The organism is Streptomyces sp. NPDC007095 (genome assembly GCF_040634475.1).
Classification (GTDB): Bacteria; Actinomycetota; Actinomycetes; order Streptomycetales; family Streptomycetaceae; genus Streptomyces.
This window is the reverse complement of the sequence record NZ_JBEYFS010000217.1, coordinates 1-20,370: the sequence shown is the minus strand read 5'-3', so window position 1 is coordinate 20,370 and position 20,370 is coordinate 1. Positions and strand designations below refer to the sequence as shown.

Below are 20,370 nucleotides of genomic sequence, written 5' to 3'. Positions count from 1 at the left end.
GTCCTGCGGTGGCGAACTGGGCCATGTTGCCGCCGTCTCGGCGATGATGTTTTCGGAGGCCACGCGGCCTGTGCCGGGGATGGCGTCCGGACGGTCCGCGTCCTGATTCCTGCTCACTCGCCGGGCGGCCCGCCGAGAACCCGTGGTCGCACGCCCGCACCTCCACGACGACCACCTCTACGAGGTGGTGCACCGATCACCTGAGGCCGCCGGCCGCGTCGGCGCCGTGACACCGGGCAGCAGCTCGTCACGTTCGCGCACCCCCGGCGCCGCTTCGAACAGCACCTTCACGCCCTCCCCGGTTCTGGTGACCCAGATCACCCGATCACTCCGGTGTTCGTCTCGTCCGACCCGCAACCTGGAGGGGCCTCGGACGTCTGTCGGAGTGGAAGCGCCTCCAGTACCGGGCCGCCGCAAGGGAAGCCACCCATGACGGACGGTCAGCCGACAGACAGACACGATGATTCGAGGACCGACCATGTCAGCACGTCACACCGCCGTCCGCAGCTTCCGCTCAGGCCGGGTCCGCATTGTTCTGGGCACCTCCGCTGTGGGAGCCGCGCTGGCTCTCGGCGGGTCCGTCACCGCCCACGCCGTGACCGGCGAAGCGGCCGTCTCCGCCGATACGGCACAGACGCACGCGGCCTCCTCGGCGGCGTCCACTTCCGCCGCGAAGCACGCCAAGCCCTACGTGTCCGGGTCGGAGACGCCCGCTGTGAAGGCCTCGGTGAAGACCGGCACTGCACGGAAGCACGCGTCTCCGGTGGCGCAGACCACGGCGTCTCCGGTGGCGCAGACCACGGCGTCTCCGGTGGCGCAGACCACGGCGTCTCCGGTGGCGCAGACCACGGCGTCTCCGCTTCCGGGGGGAACTGTGCCTGCGGGTTCGGTCGGCTAGGCCGCCAGGGCTCTCCGGGTTCCTTGGTGTCCCGGCCGCCGCAACACCGTCGCACGGCAGGGAACCCGGCCCTGAGTTCCTGCCCGCCGACTGATCGTCGGTCGTCCGGCGACACCATGTGCACGCGTACCGCACGGCTCAGGGCCAGGCGGCACGGTGCGGTACGCCCGGGGCCCCGGGCGTACCGCACCGGTACCACGACGTCCAGGAGACCTGTGAGAACAGCGACGATCCCAGCCGCCGCACCGTCGGCCGGCCGGCGGTGGCAGACGTACTGCCAGGTGCACACCTTGGTCCGTGGCGCCGCGGACCTGATGCGCCGTGCCCAGGACCGGCTCGCGCTGCGCTCACCAGCAGGGCGGCAGACCGGGAGAGCTCCGTTCGAGGCCGTGTCCGCCCGTACGGGCACCGTCGGCGACGAGCACGGCTTCAACGAGCTCTACCGCCATCGCCGACTGGCGCTGGTGCGGCTGGCCCTGCTCCTGGTGGACGACCTCCCGACGGCGGAGGACGTGGTGCAGGACGCTTTCGCGGCGCTCCTGCGCCGCCATGGCCGTCGGCTCGCGGATCTGGACGACCCCGAGGCGTATCTGCGGACCAGCGTGGTCAACGCGGCCCGCTCGGTCCTGCGCCGGCGCCGTACGTCACGCGCCCATGTCCCCGAGCGCGAACGCCACGTCCCGTCGGCCGACAAGAGCGTGCTGCGCGCCGAGACCCACCAAGAAGTGATCGACGCGTTGCACCGCCTCACCCGAAGACAGCGCGAGGTCCTGGTCCTGCGCTACTGGTCGGACCTCACCGAGGCCCAGATCGCCGACACCCTCGGTGTCTCCCGCGGGACGGTCAAGTCGACCGCCAGCCGGGCACTGGACACTCTCGGCAGACACCTGGAGATCGCCCGATGACCGAGTACCCCCCTCAGCCGCACCCCCGTCCGTCCCGCTGCCGACGGTGTGTGAGAGCGGAGACCCGCCGATGAGCCGCGGCCGGATCCACCACGAGGCGATCGAGCAGCGACTGCGCGGCGCCCTTGAGGCCCGCGCCAACGCCGTGAACCTGGAAAACCTGCGGCCCGGAGTCCCTCCCACCGAGTCGGGCCGGTCCCTTCTGCCGTCCCGCAGGACCGTCGTCGTGCTGTTCGGCCTGGCTGCGGCCGTTGCCACCGCGGTGTTCGCCGTCACCGAACGGGATGCGAACACCCCGGTAGGTCCCGCCGGCCCGCCCTCGGTCTCACCGAGCCCGTCCCTGTCCCCACACCCGAGCGCCTCTCCCTCCGCGATCAAGGCAGCATCCCCCGCGGGAGTCACCACCCAGGAAGCACTTGTCTCGGCCTCGACCGCCGGACCGCGATGATGCCGCCCGAACCTGCCGGGCAGCTCGGAGGGGGCGATCCTCCACCCGTCCTGCCCGGCCGCACACATGACCTGCCCGCCGCCCGCACCCACAAGATCATCAGGATCTGTGAACGTCAGGGCGTCTCCGTCCTCGCCGACATGGCCTACATCGGCGCAGGCGAGTGGGTCACCACCCCCAAGCGCCAGCCGCTCCAAGGCGAACTCGCCGCGACCGAGCAGACGGTCACCGGGCCTTGTCCGCCGCATGCGTACCCGTCGAACGGGCAGTCACCCGCCTGAAGATCCTGGCGAATCTACCGTCGCCCGCTGCAGCCCGAACCGCATGACGTCAATCACCAAGGCCGTCCTCACTCTGGAGCGGCACCATTCAAAACCCTCAGTGGGTCCACAAGGGGAAGCCGAGCGCCCGGCAGGCCCACACCGCTGAGTCACTGATCCACTCTGTTATCACGGTGAGCGAGCGGGCGGACGCTCGCCGCGGCCGCGGTCACCAGCGCGGACAACAGGTAACGACGTCCGCGACGACCTCGCGGATCGGGAACCAGATCGAGGAAACCGGACAGACAGACCGCGTCCGCCAGCGGAGCCGGAGCAGAAGTCCGGGCCAGTTGTTCCAGCGGAGCGGGCATGAGAGAAGATGCAGGTGCAGGCACGGACTCACCAAGTGTTCATGGGACTTCGACACTCACATCGAACTGACCGCACTCATCGACCAGTTGTCGCTTCAGCAAGCTGCCTTGATCGAACGGCGCCGGCACCAGCAACGGGGCGGACCACGCCAGCCCGGCACCCGCGGCGGCGTCTTCCGACAGGAGATCACCGATGCCGAACGTCTCCTGGCCGCCGTCCTCTACGAGCGCAAGCTCGGCACCCGGCAAGTCCTGGCAGACGCCTTCGGCGTCAGCCTCGGCACCCTCAACAACGCCCTCGTCGACGCCCAACCCGTCCTCCGCGAAGCCGGAATCACCCTGCCTCCCGCCTCGACCCGCTTCGCCCCCGGCGCCGAACTGCTGGCCTCCGTCGACAGCAACACGCCAACAACTTGATTCTTTACGGCTCCATCTCCTGCGCAACAGCTTCCGATACGCCGCCCGCCAGGACTGGGACAAGATCGCGAAAGCGCTCAAGCCCGTCTACACCGCACCGAACGAGAGCGCGGCGGCCGAACGCTTCGGAGAGTTCCAGGACGCCTGGCGGAAGAAGTACCCGGCGGTCATCAAGCTGTGGGAAGTCGGGTTCATACTGCCTGTCCTGTCTCGTAGTTGGGGTTTGGTCGCCTGATGCGGCTCTCGGCTGCGACGCGGGTGCACCACTGCTCCTCGATCTGTGGGTTCCAGGTGATGCACCAGCGGCGGTGGCGGCCCTGTCGGGCGATCATCTCGCCGCTGCGGAGCCAGGGGTAGAGGGTGGACTCGTGGACGCCGAGGATGCGGGCGGCCTCCGGCACGGTGATCTCACCGGGCTCGGTCGGAGCACTGCGGACCGAGCCGATGACGTGTTTCTTGCGGATGTGGCGGATGGAGGCGACGGTGAACGGCCGTGCGTTGCCGGTGCGCAGGCCGAGTTGGTTGAGGTGCTCGGCGATCTCGTCGTCGGCGCGGACATCGAGGAGTTCACGGACGATCTCGATGGCCTGGGCGGGGTTGCGGTTGGTGCGCCGGTCACACGTGATCTCGTCGGTGGCGCCGGTGTGCCAGCGGACACCAATGTGTGCGCGGGCGTCGTCGACGTGCCGAACGGTGACATCCGCGATCAAAGTCCGCAGGAAGCGCTTTCGGTCTCTGGCCGTGGTGGTCGACGCCTCCCACAAGGCCGTTAGGTCGTAGGCGAGTTGTTGCAGTCTGCCGGGTTCGGGCAGTACTGGCTCGGCGGCGATCAGGTCCGCGAGTGCGGTTTCCGCCTCGGCAAGGATGGTGAGTTTGGCCTCCCAGCGGGACTCCAGTGACCGGGCGACCAGCCGGTTCTCCGGTTCGACCTGGCTGAAGGCGCGCTCGGCGCGGCTGGCTTCGTAGCGGGCGCGCTCGACGGCGAGTTCGGCGGCCCGGTGGGAGCGCTGGTGGCGGTGGTGGATCTGATCGGCCGCGGCCAGAGCAAGGTGGACCTGCTCGGGGGTCAGTGCTGCCAGCAGCAGTCGGGCGACTTGCGGATCGACGGCCGCGGCGGCGATCGTGTGGCAGCCTCGGGTGATGACCGCGTCGCTGCGAGCCCGGGTGCATACGTAGTCGGCGGTGCCGTCCGCGCGCCGGTAACTGGTGTTCATCGGAAAGCCGCACGAACCGCAGAAGATGATGCCCTGGCACAACGGCGGGCCCTCGCGCGGCGGCCTGGCTCCGGTGCTGGTGCGGTTCGCGGCCAGCTTCGCCTCGATCTGCAGGTAGTGCGGCCAGGAGATATAGCCTTCGTGGTGCTCGGTGATCAGGATCGGCCACTGGTCGCGGGGACGGCGGGTGACCGACGTGGTCACGGTGCCGTCGGGCCGAACCTTGCGGGTGCTCGTGTCCCGGCCGAAGGCATAGGCGCCGGCATAGGCGGGGTTCTTCAGTACGGCGGTTGCCCGGCCATGGGTGAGCCGGCCCCAGCCCAGGCGCCCGTCCCACACGCCGGTGTCGCGGCGGGGGAAACGGCGCCCGGAAAACGCACGTACCACGCCGAGAGCAGATCCATGCTGCTCAAAGAGGGTAAACACGTCGGCAACCGCTGTTCGTACTTCCTCGTCCGGGTCGATGATGATGTGTCCGTCGGTGTCGTAGAGCAGGCCGACGGGCAGCGGCAGACGCAGTTCGCCGCGCTCGGCAGGGGCCTTGCGGGCGCCGTGCAGACGTCCGGCCAGGATGTGGAGTTCGGCCTCGCTCATCGTGGACTTCAGGCCGAGTACGAGACGGTCGTTGAAGTCCCCCAGGTCATAGATGCCGTCACTGTCGATCAGGAGGGTGTCGGTGAGCCGGGCGAACTCCAGGAGCCGGCCGAACTCGGCCGAGGACCGCGCCAGCCGGGACACCTCCAGCCCGAGCTCCGACCTCGCCGAGACAGACGCGGGCCACCAACTGCTGGAACCCTGCCCGGGTGCCGGAAAACCGGCCCGAGATCCCCAGGTCCACGTCCACGACTGTGATGTCGGATGCGGCCCACCCCAGCTCGCGGGCCCGGTCGGCCAGTGCGTACTGAAGGGCCGTCGACGCGGTGTTCTCCCGGACCTGCAGCAGCGTCGACTGCCGCACATAGATCAACGCCAGCCTCGACCGGTGCGAGGCAGTGATCTTTTGGATCCCGCTCATCCCCGCTCGTCTCCTCGCGCAGAGCCGACTCGACCATGTTCGCGATCAGTAGTGCGGCGACCCGGTCCCAGTCCTCGGCACTCGTCACCGCCGGTCACCTCCCCCCGGGGAGACGCGCCACCTGCACGGTCTCGCCGCCGCCGCCCGCACCCCGGCCCGCCCGCCACGTGCGTACGAACCGGAGACGGTACCGGACACGACGCTACGGCTGTTGCGCGGCACGACCTCGCCCGCTCTGGTCGTCGGCCGTTTCCTGGACGTGCTGGCCTGGAACCCCCTCGGTGCAGCCCTGCTGGGTGAGTTGACCCGGCAGCCGCAGAGGGAGCGGAACCCTGCTGGCTCTGTTCCTGCACCCCGAAGCCGACCGGACCTGCCCGAACCGCGCCACCACCGTCGCCGAGCTGATCGGAATGCTACGGACACAGGTCGCCGCCGATCCGGGACATCCGCGCGCCGTGGAACTGGTCGGTGAACTCGCCGTCCGCAGCGACGAGTTCGCGGCCGTGTGGGCCCTCCACGACGTGGAGGAACCGACTCGTGGCCACATGCACCTCACTCATCCCCAGGTCGCTGAACTGAACCTGGACTGGGAGGCATACCCGATACCGGGCGACCCGGGCCCCGCTCTCATCGTCTGCACCGCCGCCGACGACAGCCCCGACGCCGAACGCCTGCACATCCTCGCAGCCCTGCTGGACACCCGCTGATTCAGCACGGAACCCGGCCCCTCCCGGCACACCAATCCCGCGCCCGTCATGGCCCGGGCAACGACGGGCAGCACAGGTGCTGCCCGTCGTCGTGCACGCGCAGAGTGAAGGTCTCTGGGCCCGGGGCGCCGACCGCGCCGTAGGGGCCAGGACAGGCTTCGAGGAGCCCCCACAACTTCACCGGGGCGCCCTCACGCATCCGCCGACCGCCGTCGGTCGGCGTGAGGGCGGCGGTGACGAGAAGCCGGCACCGGCCGATGTGGATCAGTGCGGTGTGCAGAGACCGGGCTGGAGCTGTCCGCCCGGACAGAACGTCCGGGCGGACGCGGCCTGAGCCGTCGGCGGTGGGGTCAGGTCGCGGTCAGCGACAGGTCGGCCGTCGTGGCGCGGCCCGGCCGTAGCGTCACCTCCTTCGATGCCGGGCGGTGGCCGACGGCCGACGCCGTGATGCGCAGCGGGCTCGGGCGGGCGTCCAGCCAGAGGTCGTAGTGGCCTTCGGAGTCGGTGCGTACGGTGTGGGCGAGGTGGTCGCAGCCGGTCGTTTTGGCGTGCGCCACCGGGCAGATCAGGACAGTGGCTCCGGCGAGCGGCGCTCCCGTGCGCTTGTCGGTGATCGTTCCGGAGAGATGGCCCCAGGTCTTCGGGATCGTGACCTTGAGGCTGACCTTGACCGAGGCTCCGGCGTAGGGGGCGTCGGTGTCGTAGGTGAGCCGCGCGGTGTAGGTGCCGGCCGTGGCCACGGCGGAGGCGTCCGCGCGGACGGTGACCGTGGTGGAGCGGCCGGGGGCGAGTTCGAACGAGGTCTTGTCCGCCGACAGCCAGCTGACGTTGTCGCCGTCGCACTGGTCGTGCCCGGGCAGAACCTCGGCCGAGGTGGCGGTGTCGTAGGTCGGGGTCATGCCGCCCACGCGGTAGATCCCGCAACTACCGCCGGCCCGGAAGACGGCGGAGCCGGCGTTGGGCAGGCTGGACCAGGTGTTGGACACCGGGTCGTATTCGACGACGCTGTTGACCGCGGTCAGCCCGATGATGCCACCGACGACCTGGAGTTTGCCGTCGTTGCCGCTGCTGATGGCGCCCCAGCCGGCTTGGGGCATGTCGGCCGCACGGGTCCAGGTGTTGGCGGAAGGGCTGTAGCGGTAGGTCTGTCCCTTGCGGGGTTCGACCCCTCCACCGACGGCCGTGATGCCGCCGGCGCAGACCAGTTCACCGGTGATGCCCGCGCAGGCTCCGCGTTCCATGGTGAACGGGTAGTCGGCGCGGCGGGTCCAGGTGTTGGTGGCGGGGGTGTAGCGGTAGACGGTGCTGACGGTGTCCCCGCAGCTGGATCCGGTGCAGCCTCCGATGGCATAGAGGCTGCCGTCGAGGGTGGTCACGTTGGGCGTGCCGATCGCCTGGGGCAGATCCGCGAGGCGGGTCCAGGTGTCGGTGGTGGGGTGGTAGGCGTAGAGCGTGGCGCGGGCACTGTCCCCGGCCCAGCCGCCGGCGACATACATGGTCCCGTTGATGAACGCCCCGCCCGGTGACTCCAGGGCCTCGGGCAGGTCGGCGATGGGTGTCCAGGCGTCGGTGGACGGGTCGTGCACATAGCCGCGGCTGCGGTACACCCCGCCGAAGATGCCGGAGACTCCGGCGACGGAGTAGACCTTGCCCTGGTAGGTGGCCACCGCGTTGTCCATGACGGGCTCGGGGTAGTCGGCGATGCCGGTCCAGGGGCCGGCCGCTGCCGTTGCCGTGGCCGCCGGGTCGCTCGACGTGTTCTTCGAGGCCGAGGGGGCCGAACTCATCGGTCCGGGTGAGTAGTTGCCCTTGACGCGGAGCGGCGGGGCGCCTGCCGAGGAGTCCGACGTGGTCGTGGAGGTGCCGGCCGGTGAGGTGTAACCGGTGCTCTGCTCACCGAGGTTGACGTGCAGCGGCGCCTGCCCCTTGTTGGTGAAGGTGATCTTCTTGCTGCCTGATCCGCCCAGCGTCTCGCTGACCGAAAGGCCGTCCGAACTCACCGCCAGGCGGCCCGCCTTGAGCGTGCGGTCGAACCGGCTGACCTTGTCCGGCTGCGTGGTGAGAGTGCCGGTCGAGGTGGTGTAGCGGGCGGAGGTCGTCGAGTACGTGTGCCGTCCGGTAGCGCTGAACAGCCAGTAGTAGCCGTCGGCCAACGCCAGGTCGTCGGGGGTCGCCACGCTGGTCGCCGTCGCGTAGCGGTCGGCGGTGTCGGTGACGGTGGCGGGCGTGATGGCACCGCCGGTGTTGCCGTCGACGACCTTTCCGGCGACGATGCCTCCGCTGACGGCTGCGCAGGAGCCGACGGTGACGGTGTCGAGCTGCCAGATCGACAGGCCGCTGCCGGAGTAGTGGAAGCGCACCTTCACATGCTTCGCGTTTGCCGCCTGGGTCAGGGGAACCGCGACGTGGCCCACCACCTCAGCCGTGTCCCGGTGCCAGACCGTGGTCCATGTCGCGCCCGAGTCGAGGCTGAGGTCGACGTCGGCCACCGAGTCCTTGCTCGCGGCGTAAATGGCGTCGAAGCCGAGAACGGGTGAGTTCTGGCCTGCCAGGCTGAAGGGGGGCGAGACGAGTTCGGTATCCTCGTGGACACCGCCCCGGCCCCAGGGGTCGGCGGCGGCCCAGTTCCCGGTTCCGCCCGTGTAGTTGGCCAGGAAGCTGTCGCCGAAGTCCCAGGTGGCACCGTCCGTCCCGTGATCGACGACCGTCCAGTCGTGCTCCGGTGTGGTGCCGGTCCAGCCTTCGAAGCCGGTCCCGCCCGGGTAGGCGTGGCCGGGTGCGACGCAGGCCGTCCGGTCCACGTCCGGTGCGACGTCGGTACGTACGTCGGCCGTGCCCACCGGGACACTCAGATCCGCACTTACGTAGCCGGGGTAGACCGGGGCCACATGGACTTTATAGGTGGCCTTCTCCGGAAGCTCCACGCTGTACTTGCCGGTGTAGGGGTCCGTGTAGACGGCGCCATTCGGATAGCCGTCGATGGTGATCTTCGAGTACAGGGGCCAGCCGTGCCCGCTGCCGTCCTTCACCGTGCCGGACACCGTGCGGGTGGGCAGTTTCACCAGCGTCAGGTCGGCGGTGGTGCTCTGGTTCTCGGCGACACTCACTGCGGAGCGGGTGTTCTCCCGGTAGCCGAAGTCGGTGGCGGTGATCCGGTAGTCGCCCACCGCGACGGGGAGGTCGTACGTGCCTCCGGCGTCGGTGGTGACGCGGTACTCCCGTCCACCTGCCGCTTCTTCGGAGATGGCCAGTGCCACACCGGCGAGCGGCGCGCCGGATTTGATGTCGGTGACTCGTCCGGACAGCGTCCCATGGACGCCGAATGCCAGCGCGGACACACCGGCCGGGGTGCCGAGACCGGTCGGGCCGTCCCAGCCGGCGCCGGCGGTGCACACCACGGTGCCGCAGTCGTCGTTGGAACCTGTCGTGACATCGGTCAGCCCGGAGCCGTTGATGTACGGGTAGGTCACCGGGTAGGTGTCCTCGACGGGGGTGCCCGCCAGCGCGTACATCGCCGTGATCAGCGGCGCGGAGAGGCTGGTACCGCCGACCTGCAGCCAGCCGTCCCTGCCCACCGTGTCGTACACGGCCAGGCCGGTCGCGGGATCGGCGACCGCGGAGATGTCAGCCGTCGCCCGGGTGTCGCAGCCGGTGCCGAGCCCCCTCTGATATGCGGGCTGGGCCTCGTACAGCGAGCAGCCCGACCCTCCAGAGTCCCAGGCGGACTCGGTCCAGCCGCGCTCGGTGTCCGCGGCACGGGTCAGCCGGGTGCCGCCGGCGGCCACCACATTGGGGTTGGTGGCGGGCCAGTTCTGGACATGGCCGGTGTCGCCTGCGGACGCGACAACGGCCACACCGGGATGGTTGTAGTGGTGGTCGTACGCGGTCTGGATGGCGGTCTCGTTGTCCACACCGTAGGAGTTGGAGACGTACTTGGCGCCGAGGCGTACGGCGGTGTCGACTGCGACGCCCAGGTCGTCCAGGCTTGCCGAATCCCCCTGCACGAGAAGGATGTTGCACGACGGGCAGGCGGCGGAGACGGCGTCGAGGTCGAGCGCGGTCTCCAGTGCCCAGCCCGCGTCGTCGGCGGGGTAGTCCGTGCCGCCGTTCTGATCGGCCTTGCGGAAGCAGCCGTTGGCGGTGGTGCACTCGGGCAGCCCGTAGTGCTCGCGGTACGCGGCCAGGTCGGCCTCGGCGTGGGAGTTGCCGTACGCGTCGACGATCGCCACCGTCCGGTTCGCGCCTCCGGCGGGGAGGCTGTAGGCCGCCTGGATGTCGGCCGGGCCCAGCGCCGTGGACGGGGGCGCGCTCAGCTGCGGCCGGACGATGTGGTCGGAGTCGGTGCGCACGTCGGCGAAGCACTGGGCCACGCCGTCCTTGAGGCTCGGGTTGTTGCAGGCGGCCGGGACGTAGTTCTGCGGGACGTTGGCCTGCGGCACGGCGTTGAGCAGGTCGGAGGCCTTGGAGGAGTCGGCGTCGGATGAAGAAGCCGAGGAACTGGGGGTGGCCGCGGTGGCGGCCGGGGATATCACGGCGAGGACTCCGGCGCCGAGACATCCGACCAGGAGTAGGGAGAGAGGAGCGCGCACGCGCACACGTCTTGAGGACAGCAAGGAGGCACCCTTTTCGTGGCGTTGAGGATCCGACCGGGTCGGGATCAGAGGGGTTCGTAACCGCTGTACGAGTCGTCAGGGCAGGCGGGATCTGCCGTCATGTCATCGACGGGTACGCCCGGTACGGCGGGCATCGGCCGGGGGTCTCGCTCTCCGGCGGGCGGCACGTCGGTGTGCCGCGGTCCGGTGACGACACCGGAGGGACTGTCCGCGCCGACCGTACGGGCAGTCGGTGCACCGGACTTCGGTTCGGGGAATGTGCTGCTCATCCGACGGATGGACGTCCTTCCGCTCGTGTCCGGGTGCAGGGCGGCTCGGGGACCCTGCGCGCACTGAGTATCGATGGTTCCCGCGTGTCCTCGCGATGGGGCGGATGACCTAAAGATCGGAGCGCGCGCCGGTGGTGTGGTCTTGTGACGGGGTGATTCCGGCCTGCGTCAGGCCTACCGCCAGCGCGGTACGCGAGGTTACTCCGTATTTGCGCATCGCGGAGTTCAGTTGCGCGGCAATGGTCTTCGGGGAACGGGAGAGTGCTCGTGCGATGGCCGGATTGGTCAGACCGGTAAGCATCAGCCGGACCACTTCAAGCTCGCGTGGGGACAGTTGGTCACCGTAGCCGCGCCGCCCACCGCGCCACTTCTGACGTACCTGTTCCCCGGCCGCCCGGCGCGCGAGGTGCACACGGTCGGCGTCCGCCCGGGCTCCCAGAGCCGTGAATCCGGCCTGCACGTGGGCGAGTTCGGCCAGTCCGGTATCCCTGTCCCCCGCTGCCAGCAGGCAGCCGACCCTGCGTTCGCCCGCGAGAAGTGCCTCATACGGTCGGGGCAGGCCCTCCCAGACGGCGGCGGCCCGGCCGAACGCGGCGGCTGCCTCGACGCTACGCCCCTCTCCTTCCGCCAGTACTCCGCGACACATCTCCAGGGCCGCGTCCGCGGCGGGCAGGTTTTTGCCGGCGAGCCCTTGGGTCAGATCCGTGACGAACTGCCGTGCCTGGTCCGGCCGTTCGACCGCGAGAAGGGCGCCGGTCCGCACCGGTGCGAACTCGGTGGCCCACAGCCAGATGTTCTTGCGGGCCACGACGTCGGCCGGTCCCTCCGTCAACTCCAGCGCCTCGGCGGCCAACCCCTCGGCGAGCCGGATCCGCGCCAGGGCGGCCGCGGGCTCCAGCGGCACATCTACGATGCCGCGCCGCAGCCCCGCGTCGAGCACTTGACGCAGGCGCTCTTCGACTGTGCCCGCCCCGCCTTCGGTCACCGCCGCGTGGCCTGGATCCGCCGCGCTGCCGCCGACCGCACCGTCCACCAGAGCCGTGATCAGCACAGCATCGAGCTGGAGCAGGGGTTCCGCGTCCACCACGGCCAGGGCGGCGGCCCGCTCGGCCAGTCCGTCCCAGGCGCCGGTGAACCAGTCCAGGTGCACCAGCGTCACCAGGATCATGTCGTGGAGCCGCTGGTAACGGTGTTGGTCTGCCCTGGCCAGCGCAGTCGTCAGCATCCCTCTGGCCTCGTCGTAGCGCCCCCAACGCATCGCGGCGTTGCCGATGTTGAGTCCGCCGCGGGCCAGCTGCATCATCCCTTCCGGGGTCGCCGCGGTGTCGGGCAGTTCCGCGGCCACGACCCAGCCGGCCTCATCGCCCATGTCCAGTAAGGAAGTTGCCCGGTCCACCACCAGAGCCAGCCGCTGGTCCGCCGTCATCGGCAATCTGGCCGCGACAGCGGCCCGGTCAAGCCAACGGCGGTGCTCCCCCGCAGATATCAGGGTGCTCGGCGGGCTACCGAGGGTGTTCATCGCCCAGGCGGCCTGGAATGGGTCGTCGGCCAGATCCGGCAGTGCCCTCTCCAGTTCCGCCGCACCGGCCGCGTACTCGCCCGCGTGCAGCAGCATCCTCCCCAGTTGGATCCGGACGGCTGCACGGTCGTGCGGCACGAGCGTCTCCGCGTCCAGTACTCTGCGCAGCGCGCGGGTCAGATCACCGCGGCCTACGAGCCCGGAGAAGGCCAGGACCGGCATCTTCTGTGCCCACCGGGCCGCCGAGGCAGCGGGCGGATCACTCTCGGTGAGCAACTCGTGCAGCAGTCCTACGGCGGTGAGATGGTCTCCGGAGGCCAGCGCGAGGTCGGCGGTCCGTTCGGCATACTGGCGCCACTGCCCGGTCTCCCCCGCCTCCCTGTAGTGGTGGGCGAGCCTGGCCACCGGTTGCGGCGTCATGGCCCGCAGCGAGCGGCCCGCTCCTCGGTGCAGGGCTCGGAGGTCGGGCGCGGGCGTCATGTCGTAGACCGCGCGCGCCGCCAGCGCATGCCGGAAACTGATCCGGCCGACCCGGTCCTCACCGAGCAGTCCACTGCGTACGGCGGCGTCCACGGCCCGGCTGACAACGTTGTTCGGGAGCCCGCTCACCGTCGAGAGCACGGGCAGGCCGACCGGTTCGGCCAGCACGGCGGCGGCCTGCAGCACGCGTTGCGCAACGGTGGTGAGACGCGAGGCACGCTCGGCGACGGCATCCCGGATGGTGGGCGGCACAGCGATGTCCGCCAGCGTCCTGCGTACCCACTCGCCGTCGCGCCGGACCAGGTCGGCCCGGTCGCGCAGCAGCCGGACGGACTCCTCGATCGCCAGCGGCACACCGTCGGTCCGCTCTTGGAGGAACGCCGCGAAAGCGTCGGAGACGTGTTCCCCGTCGAGCATCGATGACATCAACTCGGCGGTCTGCGGCACGTCCAGCGCGCCGAGGCAGATCCGTACGTACCCGGTCCCTTCCGGCGGCCGGGAGGTCAGCCGCATCAGGGCGGACTCCGGCGCCACGTCCTCGGGACGGTAGGTCAGCACCAGGCTCATCCGGCGGGGCCGGCGGGAGGCGAGGAACAACAGGAAGTCCAGGGTGGCCTCGTCGGCCCAGTGGACGTCCTCCAGGATCAGCACGCCGACGCCCATGGCATCCAGCAGTTCGGCCAGTGCGCGGAAGAGTCGATGCCGGGCGGCGCCCGCGTCCGACAACGCCTCGGGGGCCGGCGGCAGGTCCTGCCCCCACTCGGGGAACAGCGGCCGCAGCACCCCGGCGAGGGGGGTGAGTGCCAGCTCCGCCACATCGGGCCGGGCATCGCGGGCGGCATCGACGACCGGGCCCAGGGTGAGTGCCTCCCGGAATGGGGGGCACATGGCGGCCAGCGGCCGTCGGGCAGCGATACCGGGCTCGTCCAGCGCCTCCTGAACGAGTCGGCTCTTGCCGATTCCGGCCTCACCCTCGACGAGAACGGCGGCCGGCGGCCGGGCCAAGGCCGCCCTCAGCCGGTGCAGTTCGACCGCTCGGCCGACGAATCGCGGAGCGCTGACACTGGGCAGCACGCGCGGAAGGCCGCCATCCGCAGAGCGTTCCATCAGACCGCCTTCCCCACCCGGCCCCGGATCGGTGCCACCCAAGCGCCGACCGCACGTGCGAGCCTCGACACCGCAGCATGCCATGGCGCGTGCTGACCGCGCCCGGCCACACCAACTGCGTCCGCCCAAAGCATTTCTGAGGTTGTGTCAGTCCGGTCCTGATCTCGTCGAAGACGAGCTCGATATCCCAACGCCGGCTGGAGGAGGGCGAGTCCGCCGCCAGACTCATCCCCGAATCGGCCGAGGAGTGACGTCCCGTCGCATCCTGCGACACGCCCAACCGCACAGTTCTCCACCTTCTCCACCTGTACTTTGCGTGGCGGAGAAACGCGAGGGCGCCAACTCACCCTCATGCTGGGCAAGTTCGGATGAGATCAGCTCGGCGCGCAGCGCATGGCGCTGAACGCGGCGGTGTTCTGGAACAGCCTGCACATCGACATCGCCGTGACCGTCGCACACTGTTCCGCGGTGAGGCGCGGGGTACACGGGATCGGACCGTTGAAGGTGTCGGCGTGGGTGGTACCCAGGACCGGTATGTCACGCTGCGCTTGGGCGAAAGCGACCACGTGGGTGGAGTGGGTGTGCGTGACACCCCCGACGGACGGGAACGCCAGATGCAGGCAACGGTGGGTCTCGGTGTCCGTGGAGGGGCGCAGGTCGCCGTCGATGACCGCCCCGTCGGACAGCCGGACCGTCACCAAGTGATCGAGGGCGAGGTCCTGGTCGTAGTGTTCGCCGGCGCGGAAGACCACCGGGAAGTCGTGGGCGAGCGTCACCAGGGCTACCCAGTGCAGCCAGGAGGTGTTGTGGCGGACCTGGCGCTCGTCCAGGCCGTCGAGGCCCTGCCGGCCTGGAAGCCGTCCTCAATGTGCGGGCCAGAATGCACTCATGAGGGTGTATCAGGCTGGAGATGAGCCAATAATCGCACGTGAGGGGCTTTTGCGTCTGGTCGCGGTGGTCGACCGGATGCGGGCCCGTGAGGGCGATCGAGCGGAGGCGTCGTCGTGGACGGCGGAGGGGACGGCTGCCCCAGATCCTGGCCCCGGCGGGGGCGGGCGAGGATGTGTGGGCGGTCCTGCCGGAGGTGAACCGGCAAGTCGCGGTCCGCTGGCTGGCGGAGCTGGCGGGTCGGAGCCTGGCCGGGGACGCGCCCAGCTCCAGCGGTGAGGGGGCGTCGGCATGACGGTCCTGATGCCATGGGAGCGGACGGACGGGAAATTGACCGAGCGGCATCGGGATGCGCTCGCGGTCGTCTACGTCCGGCAGTCCACCCGCCAGCAGGTTCTCGAGCACGGGGAGTCGACCAGGCTGCAATACGCGCTGGTCGACCGTGCGGTGGCGCTGGGCTGGCAGGCGTCCCGGGTCGTGGTCATCGACGAGGACCTGGGCCGCTCAGGGGCCAGCGCGCTGGCCCGTCCCGGTTTCCAGCGCCTGGTCAGCGAGGTCTCGTTGGGGCATGTCGGGCTGGTGCTGGGCATCGAGATGTCCCGTCTGGCACGCTCGGGGAGGGACTTCTACCAGCTGCTTGAGTTGTGCGCGCTGTCGGGCACGCTGCTGGCGGACACCGACGGCGTGTACGACCCCGGCGACGTGAACGACCGGATGCTGCTGGGCTTGAAGGGGACAATGTCGGAAGCGTTATGCCGATCTCGGCATAAAACCTCGCTCATCTGGCCCTTCAAACCCAGCAGGAGGCGGTCGTTGATGTCGGCCAGGTCGTAGATGCCGTCGCCGTCGACGAGCAGGGTGTCGGTGAGCCGGGCCAGCTCCAGCAGCCGGGCGAAGTCCGCCGAGGACCTCGCCAGCCGGGAGACCTCCAGCCCGAAGAGCGCTCCGGCCTCGCCTAGACAGACCTTCGCCATGACCTGGCGAAACCCCTCCCGGTCGGCGCCGAACCGGCCCGAGGCCCCCAGATCGGTGTCGATCACGGCTACGTTCGCGCGAGTCCAGCCCAGCCGGACCGCCTCGTCGGCCAGGCCGTATTGCCGCATCGTGGACTCGGTGTTCTCCCTGACCTGCACGAGCGTGGACTGCCGCAGGTAAATGACGGCCAGCCGCTCGAGATGTGAACTGCGGATCTTCCCCTGGCCGTTCACGTCCGCCTCCCAGCACGGACTCGACCATGTTGGCCACCGCCATCACAGCCTCGCGACACACCATGCTCGCTCCGGCCATGGCGCCTCGTTCCTGCCCTCAGCCCAACAGCGACACGGTGCTGGTCCCCTGTCATCAGGATCCGTCTCCATCCGTACCGGCGCGACGGCTGACCAGCGCATCCACCAGCGCACGAGCGGCACTCAGGCCCTCGGCCGTGAACCGGTGCCCGGCAGAACCCACGGCGCGGTCGGTCCACTCCCGGGGCAGGGTCACACTCCGCGATGCGCCGCTAGTACTGCAACGGTCCTTGCCGTGACTGCTGGCCAGCTCATTCGTTGGTGTGGTTATGGGTGGGGACCTTGCCGAAGTCAGGTTGTGGGCCGGAGAGCTGGACGTACTGCATGAGCGGTTCGTGCACCGGTTCAGCCGGGAGGAGCCGCGTCAGTCGGCGCTGGCGTATATGCGGGGGCTGATTGCGCCGCTGGAGCGGAAGAACGGCTGGACGCTGGCAGAGGAGGCCGGATATGGCGGGCCGGACCGTATCCACCGGCTGCTGAACCGGATCGAGTGGGACGCCGACGAGGTCTTGGACGACGTACGCGACTACGTGGTGGAGCACCTCGGCGACCGGGATGCCGTCCTGATCGTCGATGACACCGGGTTTTTGAAGAAGGGCATCCGTTCGGCCGGTGTGCAACGGCAGTACTCCGGAACCGCCGGGGCCCGTATTTCAACAACTGTCAGCGACGGGTTTACGCGGGGTTGTTCGGGCGTGTAGCTGTTCCATTGTGCGGGCGGGCGATCCGGGTATCGGCGTGACGAGGATCCGGTGCAGGTCCAGGAGCCGTTTTGCCGCGACAACGGCGGCGACGCCGTGTTCATCGCCTCGGACCTCACCGCCACTCCGGACGCCCTGCGCGACTTCGCTCGGGAAGCCACCGACGCCGCAGGCGGCATCATCGACCTGCCGCCGGGCGCGCAGGATCTCTGTGACCTCGCAGGTCAGCTCCGCCGCGTAGGTGTCGAACTGCGGCCCGTACGGGGCTTTCGTCGCGGTGAGGGTGAGCGTCTGTTCGAAGTCGTGCTGCCAGGTGCCGGATCCGGGCAGCGCCAGGAAGGTGGCCTGGAAGTTCGGTGACAGCCGCTGGTAGACGTCGCTCGCCCAGATGGTGGAGCCGCAGGAGGGCTCCAGGGGCAGGTCGATGCCGGTGATGAGGCGAAGGCGGGTCATCGTGGCTCTCCCGGCAGTGCGGTGGACCGGTACACGGTGAAGGCGGCGCGCAGCATGACCGCAAGGCCGGCCCAGCCCACCGCGCAGGCCGCGTCGACGACGGAGAGGCCCGGCTGGAAGTCCTGCCGTGGCCAGGCCTGGGCGTACTGGGGGTGGCGGGCGGCGAACTCGTTCCAGATGACGGCGATGTCGCTCCGGGCGAGCACGGAAGTGTCGAGGTACTGGCGGGTGCCCGAGCCGGCCCAAGCTGCTGTTCCCCGGCATGTGCGCAGATCTGGACCAGGCGTTCGGTCTTGTCTGCCGTGCCGGCGAGAGGCATCTCCGAGGTGAGGCGCAGCGTGGTCCGGGCGCCGAGCGCGACGGCGAGCTGTGTCACCAGGTCGACGTTGAGGTCGACCAGCCAGCGGTGGCCGGCCGACAGCGGTGGGGCGATGACCTGGAGGGTCTCTTCCAGGTAGGGGGTACGGGCGTAGGCGAGGCGCTTGTCGATCGTGCCTGATGTGGTCCTGGAGAAACCCCATCATCGCAGGTCGCAAGGCACTTCTTCGTTTCTGGGTGAACCATCCACCGGCATCAAGCCGGGGTGATCCGGACTCAGCGCACCAGGGAAGGGGGGTTCTGACAGTACCTGTATCACCAGGGTCTCCCCGACATTCCAAACACCTGTCAACCTGGTTGAGCCGAAAGCGCCGACAACACTCCATGGAAACGCACTGCAGCTTTACCATCATCATTCAATTCAGCTGCCCCGAATACACGACCGTGTCGGCGCCTTCTTTTACCACAGAAGGGACGGAGACCAATGGCGGACAACCAGTTCACCACTCACACAAAACTTTTTGACCTGAGGGGAAAGTACGCCCTTGTCACTGGCGGCACCAGAGGCATTGGGATGATGATAGCGCGCGGACTTCTCCAGGCGGGCGCCCGCGTCGTCATCAGCTCACGGAACGCAGACACGTGCGCGGAGGCACAGCGTCTACTGTCCGAATTCGGCGACGTGCGAGCAATCCCCGCCGACCTGTCCAGGCACGACGAGTGTCAGCGCCTCGCTGATCTTGTCCAGGCCGACTCGGAACGCCTGGACATCCTTGTCAACAACGCGGGAGCGATGCGGCGCGAGCCGCTGGCGACGTTCCCGGACGAGGCCTGGGACGCAGTGCTCGACCTCAACCTCAAGTCGCCGTTCTGGCTGGTGCAGGCACTGCTCCCGGCACTTCGTAAGGCGGGCACCGCCGATGATCCCGCACGGATCATCAACATCGGCAGCATCGCCGCCATCCACGTCGCCCCGTCGCCCAACTACTCGTACGCCAGCAGCAAAGCGGCACTGCATCAACTCACCAGGGTACTTGCCAGGGAGCTGGGCCCACAGCACGTCACGGTGAACGCGGTAGCACCGGGAGTGTTCCCGTCGCAGATGATGGAGTCCACGCTCGATGCCATCGGCGACACGATCGCGGCGTCGGCCCCTCTGCGCCGGCTCGGCCGCGACGACGACATGGCGGGTGCCGCCGTGTTTCTCGCCAGCCGGGCCGGGTCCTACCTCACGGGCGCCATCATCCCGGTGGACGGCGGTACCGCAACGACCGCATCGGGTATCCATTAGGCTGCGGGACGGGCTTACGGTGAGGAGATAACCGCAGTGGATCTACGCACCGAGATCCGGGAGTTTCTCGGCTCACGTCGCGCCCGCATCGCACCCGAGCAGGCGGGCCTGCCCGCTTACGGCGGTAACCGCCGGGTCAAAGGTCTGCGCCGCGAGGAGGTCGCGCTACTGGCGGGGGTATCGGTCGACTACTACGTGCGCCTGGAGCGCGGCAGCCTCGCCGGTACCTCCGACGGCGTGCTCGACGCGTTGGCCTCTGCCTTGCAGCTCGACGAAGCCGAGCGCGACCACCTGTTCCACCTCGCGCGCCAATCCAGGGCGCCCCGCAGCCCACGCCGGCGCAAGCCTGCCGTGACGGTGCGCTCGACGTTGCAGCAGGTGCTCGACGCGATCTCTGATGCGCCGGCCTGGATCGGTAACGGCCGTTATGACGTGCTCGCCATGAATCAACTCGCTCGCGCGCTGTATTCACCGGTGCTGGCTGACCCGCGACGACCCGCGAACACAGCGCGGTTCGTCTATCTGAGCCCCGAGGCGGCCAGGGATTTCTTTGTCGACTACGACCAGGTGGCCGGTGACGCGGCCGCGAAGCTGCGCATGGCAGCCGGCCGCAATCCGCACGACGAGGAGCTGATCGCCCTGGTCGGCGAACTGTCAACGTGCAGTGAGCTATTTCGGCAGCGGTGGGCGTCTCAGGACGTGCGGCTGCACCGGTCCGGACGCAAGCGGGTGCACCATCCGATCGTGGGCCAGCTCGACTTGGACGTCGAGTCCCTGGAACTGCCCGCCGAACCCGGCCTGCATCTCAACGTCTACACCGCACCCGCGGGCACGCCGACCGCTGACAATTTGGCGCTCTTGGCGTCGTGGGCGGCCACCCGACAGACGCCGGCGACCGAGCTCGAAGCACACAACGGATAGTTCAACCCTTCAGCCGTACTAGGGTCCGTCTCCCCGACCAGCGCGGGCAGACCGCACCGCTCGGCCAGCCGCACCACCGGCTCCAGCCCGCCGTACGCGATCAGATTCGGGTCGTCGAACGCGGATGAGACCGCCGCCGCAGCATGGGAAGAATTGCATCTCGGAAGTGCCTTGTCGATCGTGCCTGATGTGGTCCTAGCCTCAATACCGGTAACTTAGTGCTTTGATGTGCGTTTGACCCGTCTGGGTTTAGTGGCGCCAACGAGGGTGATGGCCACGGTGGTTGGGC

11 protein-coding genes and 8 pseudogenes are annotated in these 20,370 nt (G+C 69.3%); 11 read left to right on the top strand and 8 right to left on the bottom strand.

The window, feature by feature from the left end:
- The first annotated feature begins 478 nt into the window (after positions 1 to 478).
- The 6 genes and pseudogenes from ABZ656_RS45995 to ABZ656_RS45970 all read left to right on the top strand — a co-directional run.
- Positions 479 to 898, top strand: coding sequence for a hypothetical protein (locus tag ABZ656_RS45995; RefSeq protein WP_360276939.1), 420 nt, complete (start codon positions 479 to 481; stop codon positions 896 to 898).
- A gap of 215 nt (positions 899 to 1,113) precedes the next feature.
- On the top strand, positions 1,114 to 1,803 hold the full coding sequence (locus tag ABZ656_RS45990; protein WP_360276936.1) for a SigE family RNA polymerase sigma factor: 690 nt from the start codon (positions 1,114 to 1,116) through the stop codon (positions 1,801 to 1,803).
- Between the two features lie 70 nt (positions 1,804 to 1,873).
- Complete coding sequence (locus tag ABZ656_RS45985) at positions 1,874 to 2,251, top strand: hypothetical protein (RefSeq protein WP_101408573.1); 378 nt, start codon at positions 1,874 to 1,876, stop codon at positions 2,249 to 2,251.
- A gap of 44 nt (positions 2,252 to 2,295) precedes the next feature.
- A pseudogene (locus ABZ656_RS45980) lies at positions 2,296 to 2,614 on the top strand (transposase family protein); the annotation flags it as partial.
- A gap of 376 nt (positions 2,615 to 2,990) precedes the next feature.
- Positions 2,991 to 3,299, top strand: coding sequence for a hypothetical protein (locus ABZ656_RS45975; RefSeq protein WP_180362790.1), 309 nt, complete (start codon positions 2,991 to 2,993; stop codon positions 3,297 to 3,299).
- Positions 3,300 to 3,309: 10 nt separating this feature from the next.
- Positions 3,310 to 3,480 (top strand): annotated as a pseudogene (locus tag ABZ656_RS45970) (transposase); the annotation flags it as partial.
- A gap of 10 nt (positions 3,481 to 3,490) precedes the next feature.
- Here ABZ656_RS45970 and ABZ656_RS45965 read toward each other — a convergent pair.
- Positions 3,491 to 5,251 (bottom strand): recombinase family protein, encoded by a 1,761-nt coding sequence (locus tag ABZ656_RS45965; RefSeq protein ID WP_360276933.1) that lies wholly within the window; start codon positions 5,249 to 5,251, stop codon positions 3,491 to 3,493.
- Between the two features lie 488 nt (positions 5,252 to 5,739).
- Here ABZ656_RS45965 and ABZ656_RS45960 point away from each other — a divergent pair.
- Positions 5,740 to 6,235, top strand: a pseudogene (locus ABZ656_RS45960) (hypothetical protein).
- 350 nt (positions 6,236 to 6,585) lie between these two features.
- Here the strand turns inward: ABZ656_RS45960 and ABZ656_RS45955 are convergent.
- The 4 genes and pseudogenes from ABZ656_RS45955 to ABZ656_RS45940 all read right to left on the bottom strand — a co-directional run.
- Positions 6,586 to 10,824, bottom strand: coding sequence for a carboxypeptidase regulatory-like domain-containing protein (locus ABZ656_RS45955; RefSeq protein ID WP_360276930.1), 4,239 nt, complete (start codon positions 10,822 to 10,824; stop codon positions 6,586 to 6,588).
- Between the two features lie 68 nt (positions 10,825 to 10,892).
- Positions 10,893 to 11,117: a hypothetical protein gene (locus tag ABZ656_RS45950; protein ID WP_101408569.1), complete on the bottom strand. Its 225-nt coding sequence runs from the start codon at positions 11,115 to 11,117 to the stop codon at positions 10,893 to 10,895.
- A gap of 109 nt (positions 11,118 to 11,226) precedes the next feature.
- Complete coding sequence (locus tag ABZ656_RS45945; protein ID WP_360276927.1) at positions 11,227 to 14,223, bottom strand: AAA family ATPase; 2,997 nt, start codon at positions 14,221 to 14,223, stop codon at positions 11,227 to 11,229.
- Between the two features lie 452 nt (positions 14,224 to 14,675).
- Positions 14,676 to 14,933: pseudogene (locus ABZ656_RS45940) on the bottom strand (class II aldolase/adducin family protein); the annotation flags it as partial.
- A 469-nt stretch (positions 14,934 to 15,402) separates the two neighbouring features.
- Between ABZ656_RS45940 and ABZ656_RS45935 the strand changes: the two are divergent.
- Positions 15,403 to 15,801, top strand: a pseudogene (locus ABZ656_RS45935) (recombinase family protein); the annotation flags it as partial.
- Here the strand turns inward: ABZ656_RS45935 and ABZ656_RS45930 are convergent.
- Complete coding sequence (locus ABZ656_RS45930; RefSeq protein ID WP_360276942.1) at positions 15,738 to 16,214, bottom strand: recombinase family protein; 477 nt, start codon at positions 16,212 to 16,214, stop codon at positions 15,738 to 15,740. The pseudogene ABZ656_RS45935 and the gene ABZ656_RS45930 sit on opposite strands and share 64 nt — an antisense overlap.
- 452 nt (positions 16,215 to 16,666) lie before the next feature.
- On the opposite strand from ABZ656_RS45930, the pseudogene ABZ656_RS45925 reads away from it, so the two are divergent.
- A pseudogene (locus tag ABZ656_RS45925) lies at positions 16,667 to 17,041 on the top strand (transposase); the annotation flags it as partial.
- Here the strand turns inward: ABZ656_RS45925 and ABZ656_RS45920 are convergent.
- Both ABZ656_RS45920 and ABZ656_RS45915 read right to left on the bottom strand, forming a co-directional pair.
- Positions 16,924 to 17,171, bottom strand: a pseudogene (locus ABZ656_RS45920) (ISAzo13 family transposase); the annotation flags it as partial. The pseudogenes ABZ656_RS45925 and ABZ656_RS45920 overlap by 118 nt on opposite strands.
- Before the next feature lie 376 nt (positions 17,172 to 17,547).
- Positions 17,548 to 17,972: pseudogene (locus tag ABZ656_RS45915) on the bottom strand (WbqC family protein).
- Between the two features lie 381 nt (positions 17,973 to 18,353).
- Here ABZ656_RS45915 and ABZ656_RS45910 point away from each other — a divergent pair.
- Both ABZ656_RS45910 and ABZ656_RS45905 read left to right on the top strand, forming a co-directional pair.
- Positions 18,354 to 19,160 (top strand): SDR family oxidoreductase, encoded by an 807-nt coding sequence (locus ABZ656_RS45910; RefSeq protein ID WP_101408564.1) that lies wholly within the window; start codon positions 18,354 to 18,356, stop codon positions 19,158 to 19,160.
- Positions 19,161 to 19,196: 36 nt separating this feature from the next.
- Positions 19,197 to 20,081 carry a helix-turn-helix domain-containing protein gene (locus tag ABZ656_RS45905; RefSeq protein WP_218978473.1) on the top strand — a complete coding sequence of 295 codons (885 nt, stop codon included), beginning with the start codon at positions 19,197 to 19,199 and terminating at the stop codon, positions 20,079 to 20,081.
- Positions 20,082 to 20,370 lie beyond the last annotated feature (289 nt).